The sequence below is a fragment of the Kitasatospora sp. NPDC001119 genome, from assembly GCF_053598475.1.
This window is the reverse complement of record NZ_JBSFKI010000021.1, coordinates 31,223-56,658: the sequence shown is the minus strand read 5'-3', so window position 1 is coordinate 56,658 and position 25,436 is coordinate 31,223. Positions and strand designations below refer to the sequence as shown.

Genomic DNA, 25,436 nt, shown 5'->3' with positions numbered 1-25,436 from the left:
GAGCGGCCGACAGCGGCGCGGACCGCCCGGCCGCCTGCGTTCCGCAGCCTCAGCCCGCGGTGAGCGCGAGCCGGATCCAGCGCTCGGACTCCGCGACCGCCGCCCCCACGTCGAAGGCCTCCGGCGCGGCCGCGGCCTGCACCACCAGCCCCTTGAGCAGCCCGACGAAGGCCGGCGCGAAGGCCACCGGGTCCACACCGGGACGCACCTCCCCGTCCCGCTGCCCCTGCCCGACCACCTCGGCCGTCCACGCCCGGGTCCGGGCGTCCAGCTCCGCCACCGCGCCGGTCAGCTCCGAGGCCCCGGCGAGCGCCTCGGCCCCCAGCACCACGAAGGCCCGGCCCAGGTCGGTCGGGTTGCGGACGCCCTCCAGGCAGCCGCGCGCGAACCCGCACAGCTCGTCGGCGGCCCCCGCCCCGCTGCGCGCCGGTGCGGCCGACGCCATCGCCTCGGCCAGCGCCGCCTCCTGCAGTCGCGCCAGCAGCGCGGCCTTGGAGCCGAAGTAGTGGGTGGCCAGGCCCCGACTGAAGCCCGCCTCCTCGCCCACCCTGGCCAGCGTGACCCCGGTGCTGCCGTGCTCGGCGATCAGCCGGGCGGCGGCGGCGATCAGCGCGGACTCGGCCCGGGCGCGCCGCTCGGCCTGGGTGCGGCGCGCCGGCGCCTCCCGGAGCGCCCCCGCCCCACCGGTTCGGTCCTCATCGTGCGTAGACATGCCACCATGCTAGTGTGAACTTGCTTGTTGAATAACAAGTAACTTCCGGAGCGGCGGGCACTCCCCCGACCCGCCGCCCCCGTGAGAAGGGAAGTCCCGATGACCGCCACGATGCTCGCCGGCCGGCTCGACGTCGCGAAGGGCGCCTTCGCCGTGGAGGAGGTCCCCGTCCCGGCCCCCGGCCCGGGCGAGGTGCTGATCAAGGTGGAGGCCGCCGGCGTCTGCCTCTCCGACGTCCACCTGATCGAGGGCATGCTCAAGCCGCTCTACCTCAAGGGCGACAAGGTCACCCTCGGCCACGAGGTCGCGGGCACCGTGCACACCCTCGGCGAGGGCGTGACCGGTACGGCCGTCGGCGACCGGGTGCTGCTGCAGGCCGGCGAGACCCGCGACGGCGTCGTGCACACCCGCGGCGTGGACTACGACGGCGGCTGGGCCGAGTACGCCCTCGCCACCGCCACCACCCTGGTGCCGATACCGGACGAACTCCCCTTCGAGCAGGCCTGCTTCATCCCCGACGCGGTCTCCACCCCCTGGGCCGCGATCACCGCCACCGGCGCCGTACGCCCGGCCGAGGCGGTCGGCGTCTGGGGCGTCGGCGGCCTCGGCGCCCACGGCGTGCAGCTGCTGCGGGCGATCGGCGCCTTCCCGATCGTCGCCGTCGACCCGCTGCCGGCCGCCCGCGAGCGCGCCCTGGCCTTCGGCGCCGACGCCGCCCTCGACCCGGCCGACCCGGGCTTCGCCGGGCTGCTGCGCGAGGCCACCGGCGGCCGCCCGCTGTCCGTCGCCTTCGACTTCGCCGGGGTCGCCCCGGTGCGCGAGCAGGCCATGGCCACCCTCGGCGAGCACGGCCGCCTGGTACTGGTCGGCCTCACCAACAAGCCGCTGACCGTCACCAACGGCACCCTGGTCAGCTACCTGCGCCAGCAGATCCGCGGCCACTACGGCTCCGAGGGCCAGGACGTCGTCGACCTGGTCAACCTGGTCCGCGGCGGCCGGCTGGAGTTCTCCCGCTCGGTGAGCGGCACCTTCCCGCTGGCCGAGGCGGCCCGTGCGGTCGAGGCGCTGGAGCACAAGGAGGGCGACCCGATCCGCCTGGTGCTCAAGCCCTGACCCGACGCGCCACCGACCCGGCGCCGCACCTCCGGACTGAGCCCGGCAGGTGCGGCGCCGTTCCTTCCCGACCGACCCGCGGACGGCCAACTCCGCTCCCCCGTACGGGAAATGGCATGCACGCCACTAGCCAACCGGCCAGTAGCACCCCTACCGTCGACTCTTCCGTGAGACTTCGACGGAGGAGTCCGCCTTGCGGTCACGCCAACACCAACGCCCCCGCCCCCGCTCCCTCCGACTCCCGGCCACCGCCCTCGCCTCGGCCCTGCTCGTCACCGCCGCCCTCACCACCACCCCCACCGCCGCCGCGCCGGCCCCCGCGACCGCCGCCGCCAACGACTACTGCGGCGGCCACTGCGCCGACATCCTGCCGCCCGGCGAGAACGGCAACGCCACCCTCGCCGACATCCTGCTCAACCGGGCCTTCGGCACCCGCCCCGCGCACACCGACGACCAGCTCGGCCCCTACGCCTCCCTCGCCTCCGGCTACCCCGGCCTGACCGAGGCCAAGCTGCGCGACTTCTTCAACGACGCCTCCTTCGGCGTCCCCGCCGACCAGGTGGCCAGCACCACCAGCCCGCGCCCGGACGTCGCCATCGTGCGCGACAAGGCCACCGGCGTCCCGCACATCACCGGCACCACCCGCTACGGCACCGAGTTCGGCGCGGGCTACGCCGCCGCCCAGGACCGGCTCTGGGTGATGGACCTCTTCCGGCACGTCGGCCGCGGCCAGCTGTCCGGCTTCGCGGGCGGCGCCGCCGCCAACCGCCAGCTGGAGCAGACCTTCTGGCAGGCCGCCCCGTACACCGAGGCCGAGCTCCAGCAGCAGATCGACACCATCGCCGCCCGCGGCGGCCGGGCCACCCAGGCCCTCGCCGACGCCAACGCCTACCTCGACGGCGTCAACCAGTACGCCAAGGAGTCCTACAACGCCCGCACCTTCCCGGGCGAGTACGACCTCACCGGGCACATCGACCCGATCACCAACGCCGGCTCGATCGAACCGTTCAAGCTGACCGACCTGGTCGCCCTCGCCTCCGTGGTCGGCGCCCTGTTCGGCTCCGGCGGCGGTGGTGAACTGGCCTCCGCCCAGGTCAAGTCGGCCGCCGAGGCCCGGTACGGCAAGGACGCCGGGGACGCGGTCTGGGCGTCGCTGCGCGAGGCGGACGACCCGGAGGCCGTCCAGACCCTGCACGACGGGCAGAGCTTCCCGTACGCCACCGTCCCCGACCACCCGCAGGGCGAGGCGCTGCCCGACCCCGGCTCGGTGGTGCCCGAGCGGGTCGTGTACGACGCCACCGGCTCCGCCGACTCCGCCACCACCGCGGCGAACGGCGTCCTGCCCGGCAACCTGCTCACCGCCCGGCACGGCATGTCCAACGCCCTGCTGGTCTCCGGCGCCCGCACCGACGACGGCCACCCGGTGGCCGTGTTCGGCCCGCAGACCGGCTACTTCGCCCCGCAACTGCTGATGCTGGAGGAGATCCAGGGCCCCGGGATCAGCGCACGCGGCGCCGCCTTCGCCGGCCTGAGCTTCTACGTGCAGCTCGGCCGCGGCCAGGACTACGCCTGGAGCGCCACCTCGGCCGGGCAGGACATCACCGACACCTATGCCGTCCCGCTCTGCACCACCGACGGCTCCCCGGTCACCACCGCCGCCAACTCCTATAGCTGGCACGGCCAGTGCCTGCCCTTCGACCGGCTGGAACGCAAGAACGCCTGGAACCCGACCACCGCCGACTCCACCCCGGCCGGGTCCTACACCCTGGTGATGAACCGCTCCCGGTACGGCCTGGTCACCGCCCGCGGCACGGTCGGCGGCGCACCCGTCGCCTTCACCTCGCTGCGCTCCACCTACCGGCACGAGGCCGAATCCATCATCGGCTTCCAGGAGTTGAACGACCCCGGCGCGGTGCACGACGCTGCGGGGTTCCAGCAGGCGGCGCAGGACATCAACTACACCTTCAACTGGTTCTACGCCGACTCGCGCGACATCGCGTACTACAACTCCGGCAGCAACCCGGTCCGCGCCCCCGGCGTCGACCCCGGGCTCCCCGTGAAGGCCCAACCCGCCTACGAATGGGCCGACTTCGACCCCGTCGCCAACACCGCCCGGTACACCCCGGCGGCCGAGCACCCGCAGTCCGTCAACCAGGACTACTACATCTCCTGGAACAACAAGCAGGCGAACGGCTACACCTCGGCCGGCTTCGGCAACGGCTCGGTGCACCGCGGCAACCTGCTGGACGACCGGGTCAAGTCCCTGCTCGGGAACGGCGGCAAGGTGAGCCGGGTCTCGCTCACCCAGGCCATGGAGGGCGCCGCCCTGGCCGACCTGCGAGCCGAGGACGTGCTGCCCGACCTGATCCGCGTGCTGCGCAGCGCGCCCGTCACCGACCAGGCCACCCTCACCGCCCTGCAGCAGTTGGAGGCCTGGCTCGCCAACGGAGGGCAGCGGAAGGAGACTTCACCGGGCAGCCACGGCTACGCGGACGCCACCGCGATCCGGGTGATGGACGCCTGGTGGCCGCTGGTCGCCGAGGGCGTCATGCGGCCGGGCCTCGGCGACCCGCTGTTCGGCGCGCTGACCGGCGCCCTCCAGATCAACGAGTCCCCCTCGGGCGGGCAGACCGGCCCCGGCGGCGGCCCGGTGAGCGCCAACGAGGCCATCCCGCACAAGGGTTCGGCCTTCCAGTACGGCTGGTGGAGCTACCTGGACAAGGACCTGCGCGCCGTCCTCGGCGACCGGGTGGCCGGCCCGCTGGCCCGGCCGTTCTGCGGCGGCGGCGACCTCGCGGCCTGCCGCGCCGTCCTGCTGACCACCCTGAAGCAGGCCGCCGCCCGGACGCCGGCCCAGGTCTACCCGGGCGACGCGGACTGCGCGGCCGGCGACCAGTGGTGCGCCGACACGATCATCCAGCGCCCGCTGGGCGGCGTGACGGACGCCAAGACCACCTGGCAGAACCGCCCGACCTACCAGCAGGTGGTGCAGTTCCCGAGCCACCGCTGAGCGACACCGCCGGTGCCCCCGGCCGGGGGCACCGGCGGCCGGTCACCTGGACCGCGCCGCGGTCTCGTCCTCGTCGCCCCGCAGGTTGCCGGCCTCGCTCCGCAGCCGCCTGCCCGCGACCGTGTACGTCCTGGCCGTGTCCCGGTTCGTCACCCGGCCGCCGACCGCGCCCGCCAGCTCCCCGATGCTCTCCACCAGCCCGGCGAGCGCACCCAGCAGCGCCGCCTCCTCCTTCTCCGGGACCCTCTCGCGGGCGCTGTCCCGCGCCTTCGGCAGCGCGTTCTCCCGCACCTGCCGCTCCGCCTCGCCGACCGCGTCGACCATCGCCCGTATCCCGCTGTCCAATCCGGCCCCCTCGTCTCCCCGTTCCTCCGGCGTACCCCGCGAGCCTTCCCACCCCGTGCCCCACTTAGGCCCAGCCCGACGCGCGACCCGCGGGAACTGCCCCTAGCGTGGTCCGGGGACCGCCCGACCAGCCCCGGGCCGAGACCCGGGACCCGCACCAGGAGGCATGCCGACCATGACCGCCAACCTCTCCGAGCTCACCGGCGACTACGTCCTCGACCCCACCCACACCCGGATCGGCTTCGTCGCCCGCCACGCCATGGTGACCAAGGTCCGGGGCGCTTTCCACCAGTTCGAGGGCACCGCCCACCTGGACGGCGCCGACCCGTCCCGTTCCTCCGGCCAGGTGGTGATCAAGGCCGAGAGCATCGACACCGGCGTGGAGCAGCGCGACCAGCACCTGCGCACCAACGACTTCCTGGACGCCCCCACGTTCCCCGACATCACCTTCCGCTCCACCGCGGTCGAGGCGCGCTCCGACAGCGACTTCCGGGTCACCGGCGACCTCACCATCAAGGACACCACCCGCCCGGTCACCATCGACTTCGAGTACACCGGCAACGCCGTCGACCCGTACGGCAACCTCCGGGTGGGCCTGGAGGGCTCGGTCACCATCAGCCGCAAGGAGTACGGCGTCACCTGGAACGCGGCGCTGGAGGGCGGCGGCGTCCTGGTCGGCGACAAGGTCGTCCTGGAGTTCGACATCTCCGCGGTCCGCCAGAGCGCCTGATCCGGACCCGCCCCGCCCGGAACGCCCGGAACAGCCGGAACCGGTCCCCCACGAACGGGTTCGCGCCGCGGCCCGCCGAACCGCCGGACCGCGGGGCGGCCGCCCGGCTAGTCTCCTGGCATGCCAACAGAAGACTCCCTCGCGACCGGCCAGCGCTCCCTCGGCGACCCCGCCCTCGACTACCCGCTCTGGCCCCCGCTCACCGCCGGCTGCCCGCGCACCAGCACCGAGGACGTCTCCTACCCCGTCGAGGTCGACTACGCCTACGACAAGGCCGACCCGGCGGGCCTGTTCGCCCCCGCCCCGGTGCGCGGCGGCCTGGAGCGCTGGGCCCCGCTGCTGCCACCGCTGCTCGCGCCGGGCCTGGGCGAGGGCGCCACCCCGCTGGTGGAGGTCTCGCCCGGGGTGTACGTCAAGGACGAGTCCCGCAACCCCACCTGGAGCCACAAGGACCGGCTGAACCGCTGCACCACCAGCGCCGCCGTGGGCGCCGGCGCGCCGGGCCTCGCGGTCGCCTCCTCCGGCAACCACGGCGCCTCGGCCGCCGCCTACGCCGCCCGCGCCGGGCTGCCCTGCGTGGTGTTCACCGGCCCGGACACGCCGCCGAACGTCGACGCCTTCCTCAACGCCTACGGCGCGGTGGTGCTCCCGGTACCGTGGGAGGCCCGCTGGCCGCTGCTGCGCCAGGTGGTGGACCGGCTGGGCCTGCACCCGGTCAGCAACCTGACCACCACTCACACCGGGCACGCGTACGGCCCCGAGGGCTACAAGACCGTCGCGTACGAGATCTTCCAGGACGTCGGCCTGCCGAGCGCGGTGTTCGTCCCGACCGGCTACGGCGAGCTGCTGTTCGGCGTCTGGAAGGGATTCGTCGAACTGCACCGGCTGGGCCTGACCGCCGGGGTGCCGCGCATCCACTCCTGTGAGACGGCCGCCTCCGGTCCGCTCGCCCGGGCGATCGCCGACGGCCTGCCCGCCACCCATGTGACGGTCGGCCCGAGCGACGCCTATTCGATCACCTCCCCGGTCAGCGGCTACCGGGGCGTGCTCGCGGTCCGCTCCAGCGGCGGCCGGGCGCTGACCCTGGACGACGGCCAACTCGCCGACGCCCAGCGGGAGCTGGCCCGGGCGGGGCTGTGGACGGAGCTGTCCGCGGCGGCCGGTCTGGCCGGGCTGCGCAGCCTCGGCGAGCCGGACCTCTCCGGCGGCCCGGTGGTCTGCGTGTCGACCTCCAGCGGCTTCAAGGACAAGGGCGTCGGCACCCGCAGGACCGAGCCGGTCGCCCCCGACTGGGACGCGGTCGAGCGCCGCCTGCGGGCGGCCGGCATCACCGGCTGAACGCACGGTGCTTCACCGCCGCGAGGCGTGCTGTTCGCCTGCCCGTCCCTGCTCGTAAGGTCGCCGTAGGGTCGGTGTTCGCCGAGCGCCAGCAGGCTTGCACCCTCCGTCAACTCCCGCCTCCTGCCGAAGGGTAGCCACCGTGTCGCGTTCCCTCCGCCGCCTGCTGCCGCTCGCCGTCGCCGTCGCGGCGGTGCCCGTGCTCGCCCTGCCCGCCCTCCCGGCGGGCGCCGCCTCGTACGGCACCCCGACGATCACCTTCTCGGCCGGGTACCTGTCCGGCGCCGTCGGCGCCACCGGCGACCCGACCGTGACGGTGACGGTCGCCCAGTCCGGCGCCGCGGCCTCGGCGCTGACCGTCGCCGCCTCGGCGACCACCCGCAGCGCCGTCGCCCGCACCGGCGACGTGACGGTGAGCGGCACCGGCGGCGCCCGCACCCTGGCGGTCGCCGCCCAGGGCGTCGGCTACGCCGACCTCACCATCAAGGTCACCGGCCTCGGCGGCAAGAGCGCCACCCGCACCCTGCACTACGCCGCCTCCCCCGCCGTCCAGTCCTCGGCGACCAGCCGCTACCTGACCGGCTCCAGCGACGCCTCGGCGGCCGTGGACGCGGGCGGCGGCTTCATCGTGGTCGGCGACGACGAGTCCAACACCCTGCGCCTGTACGACCGCAACAACTCCGGTGCGCCGGTCCGCACCTGGGACTTCAACTCGGCCCTCGGCGTCTCCAAGGAGATCGACATCGAGGCCGCCACCCGGGTCGGCAACACCATCTACTGGACCGGCTCGCTCGGCAACAACAAGGACGGCGTGGTCAAGCCCGACCGGCACACCGTCTTCGCCACCACCGTCACCGGTTCCGGCGCCGACACCCAGCTGTCCCTGGCCGGCTCGTACCACGGCCTGCGCGACGACCTGATCTCCTGGGACGACGCCCACGGCAAGCGCTACGGCTTCGCGGCCGGTGCCGCCGACGGCCAGGCGCCCAAGCAGATCGACGGCTTCAACGTCGAGGGCCTGGAGTTCGCCCCCGGCAGCACCAGCACCGCCTACATCGGCTTCCGCGCGCCGCTCACGCCGGCCGTCACCGGCGGCCGGGCGCTGCTCGTCCCGGTCACCAACCTCCCGTCCCTGGTGAACGGTTCGGCCGCGCACGCGACCTTCGGCGATCCGGTCGAGCTGGACCTCGGCGGGCTGTCCGTCCGCGACATCCGCCGCAACGACCTCGGCCAGTACCTGATCGTGGCCGGCTCCTGGTCCGCCGAGGACAACTCCGCCCCGTACGCGCTCTACCGCTGGAACGGGCAGCCCGGTTCCAAGCCGACCAAGCTGATCGACCTGCCGACCAGCGACTACGGCGCCTGGGAGGCCGTCACGGACGTCCCGGACCTGGACGCCCCCGGCGCCCGCGCCCAGCTGATCACCGACGACGGCTCCGCCGACCTCTACAACGACGGCACCGCCGCCAAGGACCTCACCCACCCCGAGTGGAAGAAGTCCCGCAGCACCTGGTTCACCCTGGGCTGACCGCGCGCCAGGGCCCTTCGGCACATCCGCCGAAGGGCCCTGCCGCACATCCGTCCGCTCAGAGCTCGACCAGCACCTTCCCCCGGTTCGCCGAACGGTCCAGGTAGAGGCCGCGGTAGGCCGCCGGGATGCTGTCGAACCCCCGGTGCAGCGTCTCCTGGTACGCCAGCTCCCCGCTACGGACCAGTGCGCCAAGGTCCCGCCGCAGCGCGGCCCAGTTCTCCTCGGTGAACCACTCCAGCGAGAAGATGCCGCGGATCGTGGTGCGCGGGAACATGATCATCGGCAGCAGCCGCGGCCCCGCCCAGTCCCCGCCGACCTGGCTCCCCCACTGCCAGCAGACGGCCACCCGGCTCTCCACCGCGAGCATCCCGAAGACCACGTCGGTGAGCGCCCCGCCGAGGCTGTCGAAGTACCGGTCGATGCCCTCCGGCGCCAGCTCGGCCAACTCCTTCCGCAGCCGCTCCGGCGCGTCGCCGTCGCGGTACAGCAGCACCCCCTCGAAGCCCAGCTCCCACAGCCGCTCCGCCTTCTCCGGCGAGGCCGTGGTGCCGATCACCCGGGCGCCCCGGTGCCTGGCCAGCTGCCCGACCAGCGAGCCGACCGCCCCGGAGGCCCCGCTGACCAGCACCGTCGACCCGGGGCGCACGTCGAGGAACTTCTCCACCGTCCCCCAGGCCGTCATCCCGGGCCCGCCCAGGATGCCGAGCGCGGTGGTCAGCGGCAGGTCATCGCCGTAGTCGGCGGGGTCCAGCCGGCGGAAGGCCGGGAAGACCATCGGGAAGGTCCCGGTCTGCCAGAAGCTCGGCGCGCCGGTGCTGACCAGGTGGCTGCGCCAGCCGCCGAAGCCCTGCACCAGGTCGCCGACGCCGAAGCGCGCGGCGGGCCCGGCCTCCACCACCTCCATGATCGAGTCCGCGCCCATGTGGTCGCCGATCGGCGTGTCCAGCGCGATGCCCTGGAGGTACGGGTCGACCGAGACGTACCGGGTGCGCAGCAGCATCTCGTCCGCCGCGAGCCGGACGTCCACCTCCTCCACGACCTTCCGGTACATCCGCTCGACGTCCGGCACGCCGTCCACGTGCTCCCGCACGACCCACTTCTCGATCCTCACGAGGTGACTCCAAACTGGCGGTCGGCGGGGCCGACCGGTTCGATGAGCAGGGTGGGCGGCGGTGCGCTGTCGTCCACCTCGGCCCTGAAGGGCCTGCCGTCGTCCCGGCAGATGAACTGGACGACGTGCCGGCCGGCCGCCGCCGCCCGGATCAGCCCGCCGGTCGTCGCCCAGACCCCGGAGAGGTAGAAGTTCGCGAGGCCGGGCAGCCCCGGGCCGTTGCGCTTGACCTCCTCCTCCAGGGTCTCGCCGCTCTCCACGAAGGGCTGCCAGCCCAGCACCGTCCCGTTGTAGTTCCCGGTGTAGCGGACCTGGGTGAGGGGGGTGGAGACGTCCTTGACCGCCACCGCGTCCCGCAGCCCGGGGTGGTGGCCGTCCAGGTACTCGACGATGGTGTCGCGCACCCGGCGCTTCGCCCGCTGGTACTCCCGCCCCCGGCCGACCGGCAGGGTGTGAAGTTCCTCGCCGCGCCGCACCCGGGGCTCCTGCTCCGGCCCGGTGCTCAGCTCCCGCCAGGGCGCGATGTCGCAGAAGTAGCTGGCGTACACCACGGTGGTGTCGGCGGGCGACAGCTCCGGGTAGTGGCGGCTGCGGAACTGGACGTTGATGCTCGGATGCCGGATGCCGGTGAGCCGCTCGGCGACCTCGTCCTCCAGCAGGTAGGTGGTGCAGGGGTCCCCGGCCGGGAAGGGCCGGCGCAGGCCGAGGAAGACGGTCACGTAGCCGGGGAAGACCATGCCCGGCTCGGTGATGGTCTGGGTGTACAGCCGGCGGTAGGTGTCGCTCAGGTAGCGGCCCTTGAGCAGGTCCATCATGGTCGTCCGCCCGTCGCAGGCGGCCACCACGATGTCCGCCCGCACCTCCTGGCCGTCGCTCAGCCGCACCCCCACCGCCCGGTCGTCCTCGATCAGGATCCCGGTCACCTTGGTGTTGTACGTGATCTCGCCGCCCAGCCGCCGGTAGCGCTGCTCGATCGAGGTGGCCAGCCCCAGCGAGCCGCCCTCCGGCACCCCGGCCGACTGCCCGGCGTGGCAGGCGAGTTGGAAGTAGTTGGGCAGCACCGGGAAGTTGGGGTGCTTCTCGTACAGGATGAAGTTGAACGCCTCGCGCAGCAGCGGGCTGCGGAACTTCGCCGAGTAGTCGCTCATCAGCACCGTGATCGAGCGCCGGATCACGTTGAAGTACGGCAGGAAGGAGGCCAGCATCCGCGTCCGCTCCCACCGCCCCATCAGCCCGACCGGCTTGAGGAAGGGGTAACGGGCCAGCGCCAGGCGGAACTTGCGCAGCCCGCCGCAGAACTGCCGGATCTGCCGGGCGTCCTCCGGGGCCAGCTCCAGCAGGTGGGCCTCCAGCCGGTCCGGGTCGGAGTAGAAGTAGACCGCCCGGCCGTCCCGGGTGCGCACCACGTTGAAGACGTCGAAGTTGCGCATCCGCTTGCCCTGCAGCGCGCCGAGTTCGAGCCAGATCTGGTGCATCTCGTTGCCCGGACCGCTGCCCAGCAGCCAGCTGATGCAGCAGTCGAAGGTGAACTCGCCGCGGTCCCAACCGGTGCAGCAGCCGCCGGGGATCTCGTGCATCTCCAGGATCCGGGTGCGGTAGCCGTTCATCTGCGCGAAGCAGCCGGTGGAGAGCCCGCCGAGCCCGCCGCCGATGATGACCATGCTCTGCCGGCCGCCGCTGGTTGTCCCGCTCACTCCGCCGCACCCACTTCCGCCACGCCTGCCTCCGGCACTCCCACGTCCGGCGCTCCCACGGTGGCGCGGTCGAGTTGCGGCAGGCGGCCCCACTTGCCCGCGTGCCAGGGTTCCCGGTTGTCGCTGGGCCAGGCCCGGAACGGCCGGCCGAGCTCCCGGCAGAGGTACTGCGCGGCGAACCGTCCGCTGGTGGCGGCCCGGATCAGCCCGCCGAGCGCCGTCCACTGGCCCGCCATGGAGAAGCCGCTCAGCCCGGGCAGCCGCATCCGGTCCTTGTTGACCAGCCGGTTGGCGGCGTCCTCGGCCTCGGAGAAGGCCTGCCAGGCGAGGATGCTGCCGTAGGTGTTGCCGGTGAACCGCTCGGTGGTCACCGGCGAGGCGACGTCCACGAGTTCGATCCGCCCGCCGAGCCCGGGGTACGTCCGCTCCAGGAACTCCCGGACGAACGAGGCGACTTCCTGCTTGCGCGCCCGGTAGGCCCGGCGGTCGCCGGTCCGCAGGTCCTTCCAGGAGCGGTAGTCGCTGAAGTAGGTGCAGTGCAGCACCGACTTGCCGGGCGGCGCGAAGCCGTCCGCGTAGGAGGAGCGCAGCTGCACCACCAGGCTGCGCTGGAGCGAGCCGGGCAGCCGCTCGCCGTCCTCGGGCGTCAGCAGGTAGGTGGTGCTGTGCGGCTCGCCCTCGGGCAGCGGTCCGTCGATGCCGACGAAGGCGGAGACCACGGCCGGGTACAGGTTGCCCGGCTTGTCGAGCAGTTCGCCGTACAGCTTCTCGGTGGCGGGGCTGGAGTAGCGGCCCTCCAGCAGCCGTTCGAGCACCGTCGGGCCGTCGCAGGCGGCCACCACGTGGTCGGCGAAGTGCCGGGTGCCGTCCTTGAGTTCCACCCCGATCGCGCGCCCGTCCTCGATCAGGACGCGCTCGACCCGGCAGCGGTAGCCGATCACCCCGCCGAGCGAGGTGTAGCGCTCCTCCACCGAGCGGGCCAGTCCGAGCGAACCGCCCTGCGGGAAGCCCGCGTTGCCGTTGTGGGCGGCCGCCAGGGTGTAGAGGTATGGCAGCAACGGGAAGCCCTCGGGCTCCTGGAGGAACATGTTGGGGAAGGCCCGCCGCAGCAGCGGGTCCTGGAAGCGCTCGGCGAAGCCGCTCATCGGGGTGGTCGCGGTGCGCCAGAACAGCCGGAACGCGGGCAGGACGGCGCGCAGGGTGCGCAGCCGTTCCGCCGTGGTGCGCAGCGGCGGCGGGGTGAGCTCCCAGGGCAGCTCCATCGCGGCGTAGCGGCGCAGGTCGCGGCAGAAGGCCCGGATCGGCTTGGCGTCGCCGGGTGCGAGGGCCAGCAGGTGGGCCTCGAGCCGGTCCGGGTCGCCGTAGAAGGTGACGGCCCGGCCGTGTTCGTCGACCACCCGGTTGAAGGTGTCGAAGCGGGTCACCGACTTGCCGTCCAGGGCGCCGAGTTCGCTCCAGACCTGGTGTGCGCCGGTGCCCTCGGCGGTGCCGATCAGCCAGTCGATGCAGTAGTCGAACAGGTAGCCGTGCCGGGACCACGCGGTGCAGCAGCCGCCGGGCAGCACGTGCTTCTCGAAGATCCGGGTCTCCAGGCCGCTCATCTGGGCGTAGCAGCCGGTGGCGAGGCCGGCCAGGCCGGCCCCGATCACGATCACCCGGGGCGGGCCGCCGGCGGCCCGCTCCCTGCCGGACCAGTCCGGCCCGCGGTCAGCCGCGGCCATCGGCGGTGCCCCCGGCCAGGATGGCGCCCGCCAGTTCGGCGTTTCGGGCGGCGAAGTCCCCGTCGAGCATCTCGGCGTGGGCGCCGTGCCCGACGTACACCGCGGTGCCCGTGGTGGAGGCGCCGTGCCAGGAGCCCGGTTCGCCGCCCACGTGCACGGAGAGCCGGTCGCGCTCGCAGACCACGTCCAGCTGGGCCCTGACCGTTCCGGTGTTGGGCGTCCGGCTGCTGAACTCCAGGTAGTCCCTGGCCTGTTCGAGGGTCTCCTGGGCGACGATCCGCGAGCCGGTGTGGCGGTGCAGGTGCTCGTGGAGTTCGCGTTCGAAGACGGCAAGGTGCTCCTCGCCGAGGTCGAAGGCCTCGGTGACCCGGTAGGCGTCCACCATCAGCACCGAGGCCACCGTGCGTCCGCGCCGCTCCAGCTCCTTGGCCACCTCGAAGGCGAGGTTGCCGCCGAGCGAGTAGCCGAGCAGGACGTACGGCCCGGCGGCGTGCAGCTCCTCGACCAGGTTCGCGTAGCGGGCGGTCTTGTCGTCGCCGGTCAGGTAGTTGAAGGAGGCGATCCGGTGTTCCGGCAGGTGTGCGGCGAGCTGCCGGTAGACCAGCCCGTGGCCGCCGGCCGGCGGGAAGCAGAAGACCGTGTGCTCCTCGGGCGCCCCGGCGTTGAACCAGAGGTAGGGCTCGCCGCCGGCCACCTCGCCGGTGATGATCTGCTCGACGGTGCGGGCCATGCCGTGCAGGGTGGTGACCTTGAACAGCAGGCCGACCGGGATGCTGATGTTGAACTCGCTCTGGAGGTGGTGGATCAGCTCGATGAGCCGGATCGAGCTGCCGCCGAGTTCGAAGAAGTCGTGTTGGAGGCCGACTTCGTCCAGGCCGAGCAGGTTCCGCCAGTGCTCGGCGACGCTGGTCTCGTAGAGCGTGACGGGCGGTTCGTGCTGGGCCCCGGCGGTGTCGGCCTTGGGCTCGGGCAGGGCCGCGAGGTCGACCTTGCCGTTCGGGGTGAGCGGCAGGGCGGGCAGCTCGGTGAGGTAGGAGGGGATCATCACGGTGGGCAGGTGCTCGGCCAGGTGGCGGCGCAGTTCGCGGCGGTCCAGCACGGTGCCCTCGGCGGGCACCACGTAGGCGGCGAGGACGGCCTCGCCCCGGGCGTCCTGGCGGACGGCCACGCAGGCCTGGGCGAGTTCCGGGCGGGCGGTGAGGTGGGCCTCGATCTCGCCCAGCTCGATCCGGTGGCCGCGGACCTTGACCTGGTTGTCGATCCGGCCGAGCAGGTGCACCGTGCCCGCGGCGTCCCAGTGGCCGAGGTCGCCGGTGCGGTAGAGCCGCGCGGGCGTGCCGTCGAGGTCCAGGGTGACGAAGCGCCGGGCGGTCTGCTCCGGGTCGTTGGGGTAGCCGGCCGCGACGCCCGCGCCGCCGATCCACAGTTCGCCGGGCACGCCGACCGGGACGGGCTCCCCGTACGGGTCCAGGACGTACACGGCGCTGTTCGGGAACGGGCGGCCGATCGGCACCATCCGGCCGGGTTCCAGCCGGTCGGTGGCGCCCTCGTAGTAGGTGCTGTCGACGCTGGCCTCGGTCAGCCCGTAGGAGTTGACCAGCCGGGTCCGCGGGCCGCACAGGGCGCGCACCCGCTGGTGCTCGGCGGCCTTCCAGGAGTCGGAGCCGACGATCAGCAGCCGCAGGAAGTCCAGTGGCAGGCCCTCGCGCTCGCAGTGGGCCAGCAGCGCGCGGGCCACGGCGGGCACGAACTCGCCGCCGTCCACGGCCTCCTCGCGCATCACCCGGTACAGCCGGGCGGTGTCGAAGAGCAGCTCGCGGTCGACCAGGACGAGGGTGCCGCCGGTGCTGAGCGCCCGGGCGAGGTCGCCGGAGAAGACGTCGAAGGCGGTGCCGGCCATCTGGAGGTGCACCCGGACCTCGGTGTCCAGCCGGTACTCGGCGCGCCAGCCGGCGGTGACGGCGGCCAGGTTGCGGTGGTCGACCCGGACCCCCTTCGGACGGCCGGTGGAGCCCGAGGTGTGGATCAGGTAGGCGGCCCGGTCCGGGTCGGCGGCGGGCAGCGGTACGGCGCCCCCCAGCACGGGCCGGTCCAGCTCCTCCAGGGTGACCGGTGTGGCGGGCAGGTCGGCCGGGAGCGGGCGCCGCTGGTCGACCACCACCAGCGCCGCTCCGGCGTCCGTGACCTGGTGGGCGAGCCGGTCGGCCGGGTGCCCGGGGTCGAGCGGCAGGTAGGCGGCGCCGGCCCGCCAGATCGCCAGCAGGGTGCTGATCAGCTCGGGCGACTTGTCCAGGCAGACCGCGACCACCGAGCCCTCGCCGACGCCGAGTTCGCGCAGCCGTACGGCGGTGCGCTGGGACTGCCGGTCCAGTTCGCCGTAGGTCAGCCGGCGGACGCCGTCCCGGCCGGGCGCGACCACCGCGACCGCCTCCGGCCGCTCGGCGGCGGCCTTGGCGATCAGCTCCGGCACCGGGGTGTCGTGCTCGATCCGGCGCTCGGCGCCGCTGAAGCCGGTGAGGATCTCCCGCCGTTCGGCCTCGCCCAGCATCCGCAGCCGCCCGACCGGCTCGCCCTCGGCGGCGCGGGTCATGGCGTCCAGCAGGTTGCGGTAGTGCGCGGCCAGCCGCTGGACGGTGGCGGGCTCGAAGAGGTCGGAGTTGTACTTGAAGACGCAGTGGAAGCAGCCGTCCGCGCGGTCCTCGTAGGCGGACAGCGTGAGGTCGAACTGGCCTTCCTCCTCCGGGAGTTCGATGTACTCCAGGCGGTAGCCGAAGCGCTCCACGGCGACCTTGTGGGTGAGCAGGATGAACATCGCCTGGAACACCGCGGAGCGGCTCGGGTCGTGCTGGAGCCCCAACTGCTCGACCAGCAGCGGGAAGGGGTACTCCTGGTTGTCCAGCCCGCCGAGCACGCTCTCCCGCACCCGGGCCAGCAGGTCGGCCACGGTCGGCTCCCCGGCCAGGCTCACGTGCAGCGGCAGCGGGTTGACGAAGTAGCCGTAGACCGAGGCGAACTCCTCCTGGGTGCGGCCGGTGACCGGGCTGCCGACCACGATGTCCGGCTGCCCGGACCAGCGGTGCAGCAGCAGGTAATAGGCACTGAGCAGCACCATGAACGGGGTGGCGCCGTTGGCACGGGCCAACTCGTGTACCCGGGCGGTGAGTTCGGCGTCCAGCTGGAAGAACTCGGAGGCGCCGTTGTGGGTCTGCACGGCCGGGCGCGGCTTGTCGGTGGGCAGCGCCAGCACCGGCATCTCGGCCGGCAGGTGGCCGCGCCAGTAGTCGAGCATCCGCCGGGCCTCGGGGCCGGCCAGGAAGCGGTTCTGGCGGTTGAGGAAGTCCAGGTAGCGGGCGGGCACCGGGGGCAGCTCCGGGGTACGGCCCTGGCGCAGCGCCTCGTAGACCTCGAACAGCTCCTCGATGAAGGTGAAGGTGGAGATCGCGTCCGAGACGATGTGGTGGACGGCCTTCATCAGCACCCAGCGGTCCGGCCCGCGCCGGAACAGCCGCAGCCGGACCAGCGGGTCCTCGGCGAGGTCGTACGGCCGCCGGTACTCGCGGACGATCAGGTCGTGGATCTCCTCCCACGGCCGGCCCTCGACGTCGAACAGCCCGGTGTCGGCCTCGACCTCCTCCCGGATGCGCTGGACCGGGCGGCCCTCCTCGGCGGTGAAGGCGGCGCGCAGCTCGGGGTGCCGGGCGACCAGGAACCGGAAGGCCCCGAACATCAGCTCCGGGTCGAGCTCCGCGCGGACCTCCACGGCGCCGCCGATGTTGTACGCGAAGCCGTCCGGGTGCAGCAGGCGCAGGAACCAGAGCGCCTGCTGGTTGTGGGTGAGCGGGAAGCGGGACTCGTCGGCGTACAGCTCCACCTCGGCCTCGGCCGGGCCGCCGGCGGCGGCGAGCCGCTCGGCCAGGCCCTCGGTGAGCAGGTCGACCAGGTCGCCGAGGCTGCCGTTGCTGAGCAGGGCCACCACCGGCAGGGCGACGCCCAGTTCGCCGTGCACCCGGGCGCGCAGCTCCATGGCGAGCAGCGAGTCCAGGCCGTGCGCGCCGAGTCTCGTGTCGGCGTCGATCCGTTCGGCGGCGATCCGCAGCACGGCCGCGGCGGCGGCGGTCAGCCGGTCTGCCACCAGCTCCCGGCGGGCCTGCGGGTCGGCCGCGCGGTAGGCGTCCAGGAAGCCGCCGGTCTCGGCCGGGGCCTGCTCGGCGGCGCTCGCCGCGAGGTCGGCGACCAGCGGCGGCGGCGCCGGGTACCAGGCGAGGAAGGTCGGCCAGTCGACCACGGTGGCGACCAGCAGCTGGGCGCGGTCCTGGCCGAGGACGCGCTCCAGGACGGCCGTTCCGGCGTCCGGCGGCAGCGAGCTCATGCCGCGGGCGTCGCGGTAGTGGGCGACCAGGCCCAGCTCCTCGATCATGCCGGTGGCCCACGGGCCCCAGTCCAGGCTGAGCCCGGGCAGCCCCTCGGCCCTGCGGTGGTGGGCCAGGGCGTCCAGGAAGGCGTTGCCGGCCGCGTAGTTGGTCTGTCCGGCGGTGGTGAGCAGCGAGGCCACGGAGGCGAACAGCACGAAGTGGTCGAGCGGTTCGTCGCTCAGCAGCCGGTGCAGCAGGTGGCCGCCGACCACCTTGGGGCCGTAGCCGGCGTCGAAGGCCGGACGGTCCATCTGGGCCAGCAGGGTGTCCTTGACCTGCCCGGCGAGGTGGAACACGCCCCGGATCGGCGGAAGTTGGCGCTGCCGGTAGTCGGCGAGCCAGCCCGCGAGGGCGGCCTCGTCGGTGACGTCGACCGGGGCGAGCAGCGGTTCGGCGCCGAGCGCCTGGAGTTCGCGCAGGAAGGCGATCCGCTCGCCGACGGGGGTGTCCGGGTCGGTGTACGCCCACTCCGAGCGCTCCGGCAGGGCGGTGCGGCCGACCAGGATCAGCCGCCGGGCGCCGCGCCGTACGAGGGTGCGGCAGAGCAGTCGGCCGAGCGCGCCGAAGGCGCCGGTGACCAGGTAGCTGCCGTCGGGGCGGAGGACCGGCGGCAGCGGGCGGGTGAGGCCCTCGGCCTGCCGCAGCCGGCTGGTGAGCCGGACGCCGGCCCGCAGGGCGATCTCCTGCTCGTCCCGGGCCGCGAGTTCGGCGAGCAGCGCCTCGGCCTGCTCGGCGGCGTCGACGGCCGGGTCGAGGTCGATCAGGGTGCCGCGCTGGGCGACCAGCTCCTGCTGCCACAGCACCCGGCCGATGCCCCAGGCGGGGGCGCCGAGCGGTTCGACCCGGTCGCCGGGGGCGGCGGGCTGGGTGCCCCGGGTGACGATGTGCAGCCGGCCGTCCGGGCGGGCGGCGGGCAGGGCCTGGGCGAGGGTGATCAGGGAGTAGGCGCCGAGGGTCGCGAGCGGGCCGAGCCGGTCGGCGGCGGTGGCGGCCAGCGCGGGCTGGTCGAGGTTCCAGAGGTGGACGACGGTGCCGAAGGCTGGGTCGAGGTCGGCGAGCAGCCGCCGGACGTCCTCGGCGGAGTCGGGCCGGACGGTCGAGTGCCCCTCGCCGTGCCGGTACTCGTCTCCGGGCCGGACCAGGTGGCAGCGGGTGCCGCGCCCGGCGGCCAGGGCCGCCAGGCGGTCGCCGAGGCCGCCCTCGTCGGCGAAGAGCAGCAGGTCGCCGGGGGTCTCGTCGAGGGGCGCCTCGGCGGCGGCCACCCAGTCGACCTCGGTGAGCCAGCCGTCGATGGTGGACAGCCCGACGGAGGCCGGGGCCTGGGCGACGTCGGCGACCCGGAAGCCGGTGACCCGGCCGACCGGGGTGCCGTCCTCGGTGTAGAGCGCGAGGTCGCCGACGAGCTCCTCGCCGCTGTCCCGGGTGACGGTGGCGTGCACCCAGAGCGGGCGGTCGCCGATCGCGTCGAGCCGGACCTCCGCGATCGAGACGGGGAGCCGAACGCTGCCGCCCTCGGGCACCGCCAGCCGGGTGGTGAGCAGGGTCTGGAAGCAGCCGTCCAGCAGCACCGGGTGGAGGTGGTGGTCGGCCGCGTCCGGGCCGAGCTGGGTGGTCGGCCGGATCCGGGCCAGCGCCTCGCCGGGGCCCGCCCACACCTCGGCGATGGCCTGGAAGGCGGGGCCGTAGTCGTAGCCGCGTTCGGCCAGCTGCCGGTAGCAGTCCGGGCCGTCCAGGTGCCGCCCCCGGGCGCGCAGGGCGTCCAGGTCCGGTGCGGGGCCGTAGGAGCGGCGCTGGCCGGTGCGGACCCGGCCGCCCGCGTGCACGGTCGGCTCGCCGCCGGCCGGGGTGGAGGCGATGGTGAAGCGGGCGTCCTCCGGCGCGTAGCCGAGCTGGACGGGGACGGGCTCGGTCTCGGAGAGGAACAGCGCCCGGTTCAGCTCGATCTCGGCCAGCGTCACCTCGGTGCCGCCGGTCAGGGTGCGGACGGCCTGGGCGGCCATCTCCAGGTACCCGGCGGCCGGGAAGACCACCTGGCCCTCGATCCGGTGGTCGGTCAGGTAGGGCAGCCGCTCGGGGTCGAGGGTGCCGGTCCAGCCGGGCTGGGCACTCGCGGTGCGGCGGCCGAGCAGCGGGTGGTCGAGCCGCCCGAGCCGGACCTGCTCGACCGGCTTGGGCTCCACCCAGTACCGGTCGCGCCGCCACGGGTAGGCCGGCAGCGGCACCGGGCGGCCGGCCGGGTGCAGCGCGTCCCAGCTCAACTCGACGCCGAGGGTGTGCAGTTCGGCGAGGCTGCGGGCGAGGCGCTCGGGCTCGTCCTGCTGCCGGCGGATCGACGGCAGGGTGTGCGCCTGCTCCGCGCACTCGCGGATCGCGTGGCCGAGCACCGGGTGCGGGCCGAGCTCCAGGAACAGTCCGTGCCCGTCCTCGGCCATCCGCTCGACGGCGGCCCGGAAGCGCACCGGGTTGCGGACGTTCTGCCACCAGTACTCGCCGTCCAGCTCCGGCCCGCGGGCGAGCCCCTCGCGGGCGGTGAGGTAGAGCGGCAGCCGGGCCGCCTGGGGCTTGATGGCGGCGAGCGCGGCCACCAGCTCGCCGCGGATCGGGTCCATCCGCACGCTGTGGTACGGGACTTCGACGTCCAGCAGGCGGGCGAAGACGCCCTGCTGGCGCAGCTCCTCGGCCAGTTCGCCGAGGGCCTCGGCGTCCCCGGCCAGGGTCACCGCGGAGGGGCTGTTGACCGCGCCGAGCGAGATCTGGGAGCGGTACGGGCGGATCCGGCGCTCCGCCTCGGCCTCCGGCAGGCCGACCGCGAGCATGGTGCCGGTGCCGGCCAGGCGCTGCTGGAGCCGGCTGCGGGCGAGCACCACCCGGACGGCGTCGGCCAGGTCGTAGACCCCGGCCTCGTGGAAGGCGGCGACCTCGCCGGTGCTGTGGCCGACCACCGCGTCGGGGCGCAGGCCGTGGCTCCGCCAGAGCGCCGAAAGCCCCACCTGGACGGCGAAGTTGGCGGGCTGGGCCAGCCAGGTCTCGGCCATCCGGGAGTCCGCCTCGTCGCGGTCCAGCTCGGTCAGCAGCGACCAGCCGGCCTGCGCGCGGATCTCCCGGTCGACGGCCCGCACGGCCTCCCGGTAGACCGGCTCGTGCTCGTACAGCCCCCGGCCCATGCCCCACCACTGCGGGCCCATGCCGGTGAACACCCAGGCCAGCCGGCGCTGCCGGCGTTCCCGGGCGTGGCCCTGGACCACCCGCGGGTGCTCCTCGCCGCGCTCGTACGCGGCCAGCGCCTCGTCCAGGTCCTCCCGGGTGGAGTAGACCACTCCGAGCCGCTCGGGCAGGTGCTGGCGGCGGTGCGCCAGGGTGTGGCCGAGGTCGGCGAGAGACGACCCGCCGGCGAGCTCCTGCCGGACGGCGGCGGCCAGTTCGGGCAGCCCGGCGGCGTCCTTGGTGCTCAGCGGCAGCACCGTGCGGGCCGGCTCGGCCACCGGTGCGGCGGGCCCGGGCCGCGGCGGCTCCTCCAGCAGGACGTGGGCGTTGGTGCCGCCGAAGCCGAAGGAGTTGACGCCGGCCCGGGCCGGGCCCCGGTGCTCGGGCCAGTCCACCGGGGCGGTCGGGATCTCGAACGGCAGCGCGTCGAGGTCGATGCCGGGGTTGGGCCGCTCCAGGTTGAGGTGCGGCGGGATGCGGCGGTGCTTGATCGCGAGCGCGGTCTTGATCAGCCCGGCGACGCCGGCCGCCGCCTCGGTGTGCCCGATGTTGGTCTTGACCGAGCCGACGTAGCAGCGGTCCCCGGCGCGGCGTCCGACGCCGAGCACCCGGCCGAGGGCGGCGGCCTCGATCGGGTCGCCGACCGGGGTGGAGGTGCCGTGCGCCTCGACGTACTGGAGGCTGCCGGGCAGCACCCCGGCCTCGGCGCAGACCCGCTCGATCAGGGTGACCTGGGCGTCCGCGCTGGGGACGGTGATGCCGTTGGTGCGGCCGTCCTGGTTGACGCCGGTGCCGAGGATGACGGCGTGCACCGGGTCCCCGTCCCGCAGCGCGTCGGAGAGCCGCTTGAGCACGACCACGCCGACGCCCTCGGCCCGGACGTAGCCGTCCGCGGAGGCGTCGAAGGCGCGCGAGCGGCCGTCCGCGGAGAGGAAGCCGCCCTTGGTCTCGGCGATCGTGTACTGCGGCGCCATGTGCAGCAACGCACCGCCGGCCAGGGCGAGTTCGGTCTCGCCGCGGAGCAGGCTCTGGCAGGCGAGGTGGACCGCGACCAGCGAGGAGCTGCACGCGGTGTCGATCGAGACGCTCGGCCCGCGGAAGTCGAAGCAGTGCGAGATCCGGTTGGACACCATCGTCATCATGGTGCCGGTGGCGGTGTGCGCCGCGATGGTGGCGAAGTCGAGGTCGGCGAACTGGAGGATCTTCCAGTCGAGGGTGAAGGCGCCCATGTAGACGCCGACCTCCCGGCCGGCCAGCTCGCCGGGGCGCAGGCCGCCGTCCTCCAGGGCCTCCCAGCTGACCTCCAGGAGCTTGCGCTGCTGCGGGTCCATGTGTTCGGCCTCGCGCGGGCTGATCCCGAAGAAGTCCGGGTCGAAGGTGTCGAAGCCGTCGATGTAGCCGCCCCGGCCGCCGATCAGCCGCCCCGGCTTGGCCCGGTCCCTGCTGCCCAGGGTGCCGGTGTCGTAGCGGTCGGCGGGCGTCTCGGTGAGACAGTCCCGGCCCTCGATCAGGTTGCGCCAGTAGGACCGGTGGTCGTTGGCGTGTCCCGGCAGGCGGCAGCCGATACCGGTGATCGCGATGCGTTCGCGGGGCACGGCGAAGGGCGAGGAGGTCATGATCCAATCCGGGGTGGTGATGGCGTGGCGCCGGGGACACGGGCAGGTGGGAGCGGCCGCTCGGGCCGGGTGTCAGACGGACTGCTCGGTGGTCTTCGCCCGGCGCCAGGGGTGCAGCAGGGTGGCGCCGAGTTCGCCGGTGGCGGGGAACGCGGCCGGGTTGGTGAGGCCGACGGCCTTCGGCACTCGGCCGGGCCGCCAGGTGAAGCTCCCGAACACGTGGTCCCAGAGCGAGAGGTCGGAGGCGTAGTGGCCGGCTTCGGCGAGGTCGGTGCTGTGGTGCAGGCGGTGGAGTTCCGGCCCGGCCAGGACGTGGCCGAGCGGACCGATGCGGACTTCGATGTTGGCGTGGACGAAATACCCCTGAGCCAGGACGAATATTCCGACCACGAACACTGAATCCGCCGAGAATCCGATCAGCGCCAGCGACAGTTGCACCACGGACTGCGCGACGAACACGTCCAGGAAATGATTCACGCCGTTGTTCGCGACGTTCACCTTGTCCGGGACGTGGTGCACCCCGTGCAGCCGCCAGAGCCACCTGTTGCGGTGGGACCAGCGGTGCACGAGGTAGTCGCCGAGCGAACCGACCAGCAGCGCGAGTGGGATCTCCACCGCGAACGGCAGCGCCGGGTGGGCCGGGCCGAGCACCTGCACCAGCGTCGCCACCAGCCCCTGGGCCAGTGCGCCGCCGACCATGCTCAGCGCGAAGTAGACGCTGTACCAGCCGAGTTCACGTCGGCTCGGATGCCAGTCGGTCCGGTACGGGATCACCCGCTCCAGGACCGCCAGGTAGACGAGGACGGCGATCAGGAAGAGCGGGGAGACCCGGTCCGGCCCCCAGCGGAAGTGCAGGGTCGCGACGGCTGTGCACAGCACACCCAGGAGCAGCAGCGGATGGGCGAGCCGGCGGGCAATGGCTGACAGCACGCGCCCCCCGTTCTTCGCGGACTAACGACTGGAAACGTCAGAGACTCTAGCGGGCGACGCGCGCCGTGACAGTCATTCGACGTGTTAACTCCATGAATGACCCGATCGGCGGACTATACGCGCACGAAGTTGACGTCTGTGCGGCGCGAAGGGGGCGCATTGTCGAGAAGAAGCGGGACTTGACGGTGTGCGACAACAGTCGTGCAGATCTTCGAGCGCTGATGTGCGCCCCTTCTGCGCCGCCCCGCGCGGCTACCGATCCGGCCAAATCCCACGGCCGGCGCCCCGGCTCCCGGAGCGCCCCCGGATCAGGAGCGGGCCGGCTCCGCCCATCGGTGTGCGGCACGGGGCGCGTGCGCCGCGAGACGGTCGCGCAGACCGCGCAGCTCGTACTCGACCAGCGCGGGCAGCGCGGTCGCGCCGGTCGCCTCCAGGGCGGGGCCGAGCAGGTCGACGGCCGTGGCCGGGTCGTGCGCGCAGACGTGGCAGTCGGCCGCGCGGACGATGAAGAGCAGACGGCTGGAGGGCAGTTGGTCCGGGCCGAGCAGGCCGAGGGCGGTCTCGGTGGCGTCCAGCGCCCGGCGGGCCAGCCGGGGGTCGTCGGTGGCGGCGGCGAGGTCGCGCAGCGCGGCGGCCGCGGCGGACTCGACCCGCATCCGCATCGAGGCGATGGAGAGCCAGGGCACGTCGACCTCGTCCTCCGCGCCGATGTGGTCCAGGTGCGACCGGGCCAGGTCGATCTGCCGGACGGTCGCCCGCACGTCGCCGGTGAGCGCGTGCGCCCGGGCCCGGCTGATCCGGCCCATCGCACCGGCCCAGTGCCGGTCCGGGGCGGCCCGTTCGATCTCGCGGGCGTAGCCGAGGGCGGCGACCGGGTCGCCGTCCAGCCGGGCCAGGATGCTCATGTCGCTGAGCGTGCCGACCTGGGTGGCCCGGTCCGCGGCCAGCCCGGCCCAGGTGAGGGCGCGGTCGTAGCAGGCCATCGCGGTGGCGTTGCGGCCGTCCTGCATCCGCAGCGCGCCGGCCGCGTGGGCGTGCTCGGCGGCCAGCCGGACCAGCGGGCCGCGCTGCCCGGCGGGGGCGGTGGCGAGCCTGGCGAGCACCGCGCGCAGGGTGCGCTCGACGGCCGCGACCAGGACCGGGCGGTCGCCGGTCTCGCCGGAGCGCAGGCGGGCGGCGAGCAGCCCGGTCAGGGCGTGTGCGGTGACGGCGTCCAGCGGGCGGGCGGCGGCCGGGTCGGCGAGCGCCTCGGCAGAGCAGAACTCGGCGTGCAGGGCGGCGAGTTCCCCGGGCTCGGGGACGGCGCAGCCCTCGGCGCCGTGCAGCGGACAGAGCAGCCCGTAGTCCGGCAGTCGCGGTGGAGCGGGCGCCGGGGGCGGGGCGGGCGGGCCGGACGGTGCGCCGCCCGGCAGCGGGGGCCGGAGCAGGGCGGGCGAGATGGCGTCCGGGTCGCACAGTTCGGCGTTCTCGGCGCGCTGACAGGCGGCGCTCAACTCCCCTGCGGCGCCGAGGAGGTCGTCGATCCGGTCGGCGACCCTGGGGGTGACCCGGCGGGCGCCGTGCTCGATCTTGCTGACCGCGGTGTGGTCGTAGCCGATCCCGGCGCCGAGCTGCGCCTGGGTGAGGCCCGCCCGGCGCCGCCAGTGCCGCAGCCGGGCGCCGAACTCCCGCCAGGCGTCCTGCCCCCGGCCGGTCGGCGGTGCCGGCACCGCCGCCGCAGGGGCCACACGGTTCCGCTGCACGGCTGCCTCCCCGGGCGCGTCGTCCCCGGCCGGCCGCCGGGCCTGTCGACGATTCCAGTGATTCCGACGACTCGGATCAGGAGGACGGTACTCGATGGCCACCCGCCTCGTACATGAGGTGGTCTCAACCACTTGAAGAAAAGCCCAGCTTGACGCAAAGCCGGACCGACGGGCTTGACGGAATTTGCCAACCCCTTGCCCCGCGCGCACCGGGCATTGACCTGGGC

The 25,436-nt window shown here is 74.0% G+C and carries 13 protein-coding genes; 5 read left to right on the top strand and 8 right to left on the bottom strand.

Annotation, left to right across the window (positions count from 1 at the left end; translation table 11 throughout):
* Nucleotides 1–49 precede the first annotated feature (49 nt).
* Entirely contained in the window at nucleotides 50–712 is a 663-nt protein-coding gene (locus ACWDD9_RS25245; RefSeq protein ID WP_074005950.1) for a TetR/AcrR family transcriptional regulator, read from the bottom strand.
* Between the two features lie 99 nt (nucleotides 713–811).
* Here ACWDD9_RS25245 and ACWDD9_RS25240 point away from each other — a divergent pair, with 99 nt between their 5' ends.
* Together ACWDD9_RS25240 and ACWDD9_RS25235 are read left to right on the top strand one after the other, a co-directional pair.
* Nucleotides 812–1,825 carry a zinc-binding dehydrogenase gene (locus ACWDD9_RS25240; protein ID WP_074005951.1) on the top strand — a complete coding sequence of 338 codons (1,014 nt, stop codon included), beginning with the start codon at nucleotides 812–814 and terminating at the stop codon, nucleotides 1,823–1,825.
* A gap of 193 nt (nucleotides 1,826–2,018) precedes the next feature.
* The gene (locus tag ACWDD9_RS25235; protein ID WP_449812715.1) at nucleotides 2,019–4,835 is read left to right on the top strand and encodes a penicillin acylase family protein; all 2,817 of its coding nucleotides are present in this window, start codon (nucleotides 2,019–2,021) and stop codon (nucleotides 4,833–4,835) included.
* Nucleotides 4,836–4,877: 42 nt separating this feature from the next.
* Here ACWDD9_RS25235 and ACWDD9_RS25230 read toward each other — a convergent pair whose 3' ends face one another.
* Nucleotides 4,878–5,180 carry a hypothetical protein gene (locus ACWDD9_RS25230; protein WP_049650907.1) on the bottom strand — a complete coding sequence of 101 codons (303 nt, stop codon included), beginning with the start codon at nucleotides 5,178–5,180 and terminating at the stop codon, nucleotides 4,878–4,880.
* 175 nt (nucleotides 5,181–5,355) lie between these two features.
* Between ACWDD9_RS25230 and ACWDD9_RS25225 the strand changes: the two genes are divergently transcribed.
* From ACWDD9_RS25225 to ACWDD9_RS25215, 3 genes are all read left to right on the top strand, one after another.
* Complete coding sequence (locus tag ACWDD9_RS25225; RefSeq protein WP_074005987.1) at nucleotides 5,356–5,910, top strand: YceI family protein; 555 nt, start codon at nucleotides 5,356–5,358, stop codon at nucleotides 5,908–5,910.
* 120 nt (nucleotides 5,911–6,030) lie between these two features.
* Nucleotides 6,031–7,248, top strand: coding sequence for a threonine synthase (locus ACWDD9_RS25220; protein ID WP_449812714.1), 1,218 nt, complete (start codon nucleotides 6,031–6,033; stop codon nucleotides 7,246–7,248).
* 142 nt (nucleotides 7,249–7,390) lie between these two features.
* On the top strand, nucleotides 7,391–8,776 hold the full coding sequence (locus tag ACWDD9_RS25215; RefSeq protein WP_449812713.1) for a hypothetical protein: 1,386 nt from the start codon (nucleotides 7,391–7,393) through the stop codon (nucleotides 8,774–8,776).
* Nucleotides 8,777–8,834: 58 nt separating this feature from the next.
* On the opposite strand, the gene ACWDD9_RS25210 is transcribed toward ACWDD9_RS25215, so the two are convergent.
* From ACWDD9_RS25210 to ACWDD9_RS25185, 6 genes are all read right to left on the bottom strand, one after another.
* Nucleotides 8,835–9,890, bottom strand: coding sequence for an MDR family NADP-dependent oxidoreductase (locus ACWDD9_RS25210; RefSeq protein WP_074005954.1), 1,056 nt, complete (start codon nucleotides 9,888–9,890; stop codon nucleotides 8,835–8,837).
* Entirely contained in the window at nucleotides 9,887–11,551 is a 1,665-nt protein-coding gene (locus tag ACWDD9_RS25205; RefSeq protein WP_449812769.1) for a phytoene desaturase family protein, read from the bottom strand. Before ACWDD9_RS25205 ends, ACWDD9_RS25210 begins: the two co-directional genes overlap by 4 nt.
* 29 nt (nucleotides 11,552–11,580) lie before the next feature.
* Complete coding sequence (locus tag ACWDD9_RS25200; RefSeq protein ID WP_449812712.1) at nucleotides 11,581–13,305, bottom strand: phytoene desaturase family protein; 1,725 nt, start codon at nucleotides 13,303–13,305, stop codon at nucleotides 11,581–11,583.
* A complete protein-coding gene (locus ACWDD9_RS25195) occupies nucleotides 13,292–22,537 on the bottom strand; it encodes a non-ribosomal peptide synthetase/type I polyketide synthase (protein WP_449812711.1) in 9,246 nt (3,081 codons plus the stop codon). The genes ACWDD9_RS25200 and ACWDD9_RS25195 overlap by 14 nt, the downstream gene beginning before the upstream one ends.
* Before the next feature lie 72 nt (nucleotides 22,538–22,609).
* On the bottom strand, nucleotides 22,610–23,467 hold the full coding sequence (locus ACWDD9_RS25190) for a sterol desaturase family protein (protein ID WP_449812710.1): 858 nt from the start codon (nucleotides 23,465–23,467) through the stop codon (nucleotides 22,610–22,612).
* Between the two features lie 308 nt (nucleotides 23,468–23,775).
* Nucleotides 23,776–25,209, bottom strand: coding sequence for a helix-turn-helix domain-containing protein (locus ACWDD9_RS25185; protein ID WP_375875494.1), 1,434 nt, complete (start codon nucleotides 25,207–25,209; stop codon nucleotides 23,776–23,778).
* Nucleotides 25,210–25,436: the final 227 nt, after the last annotated feature.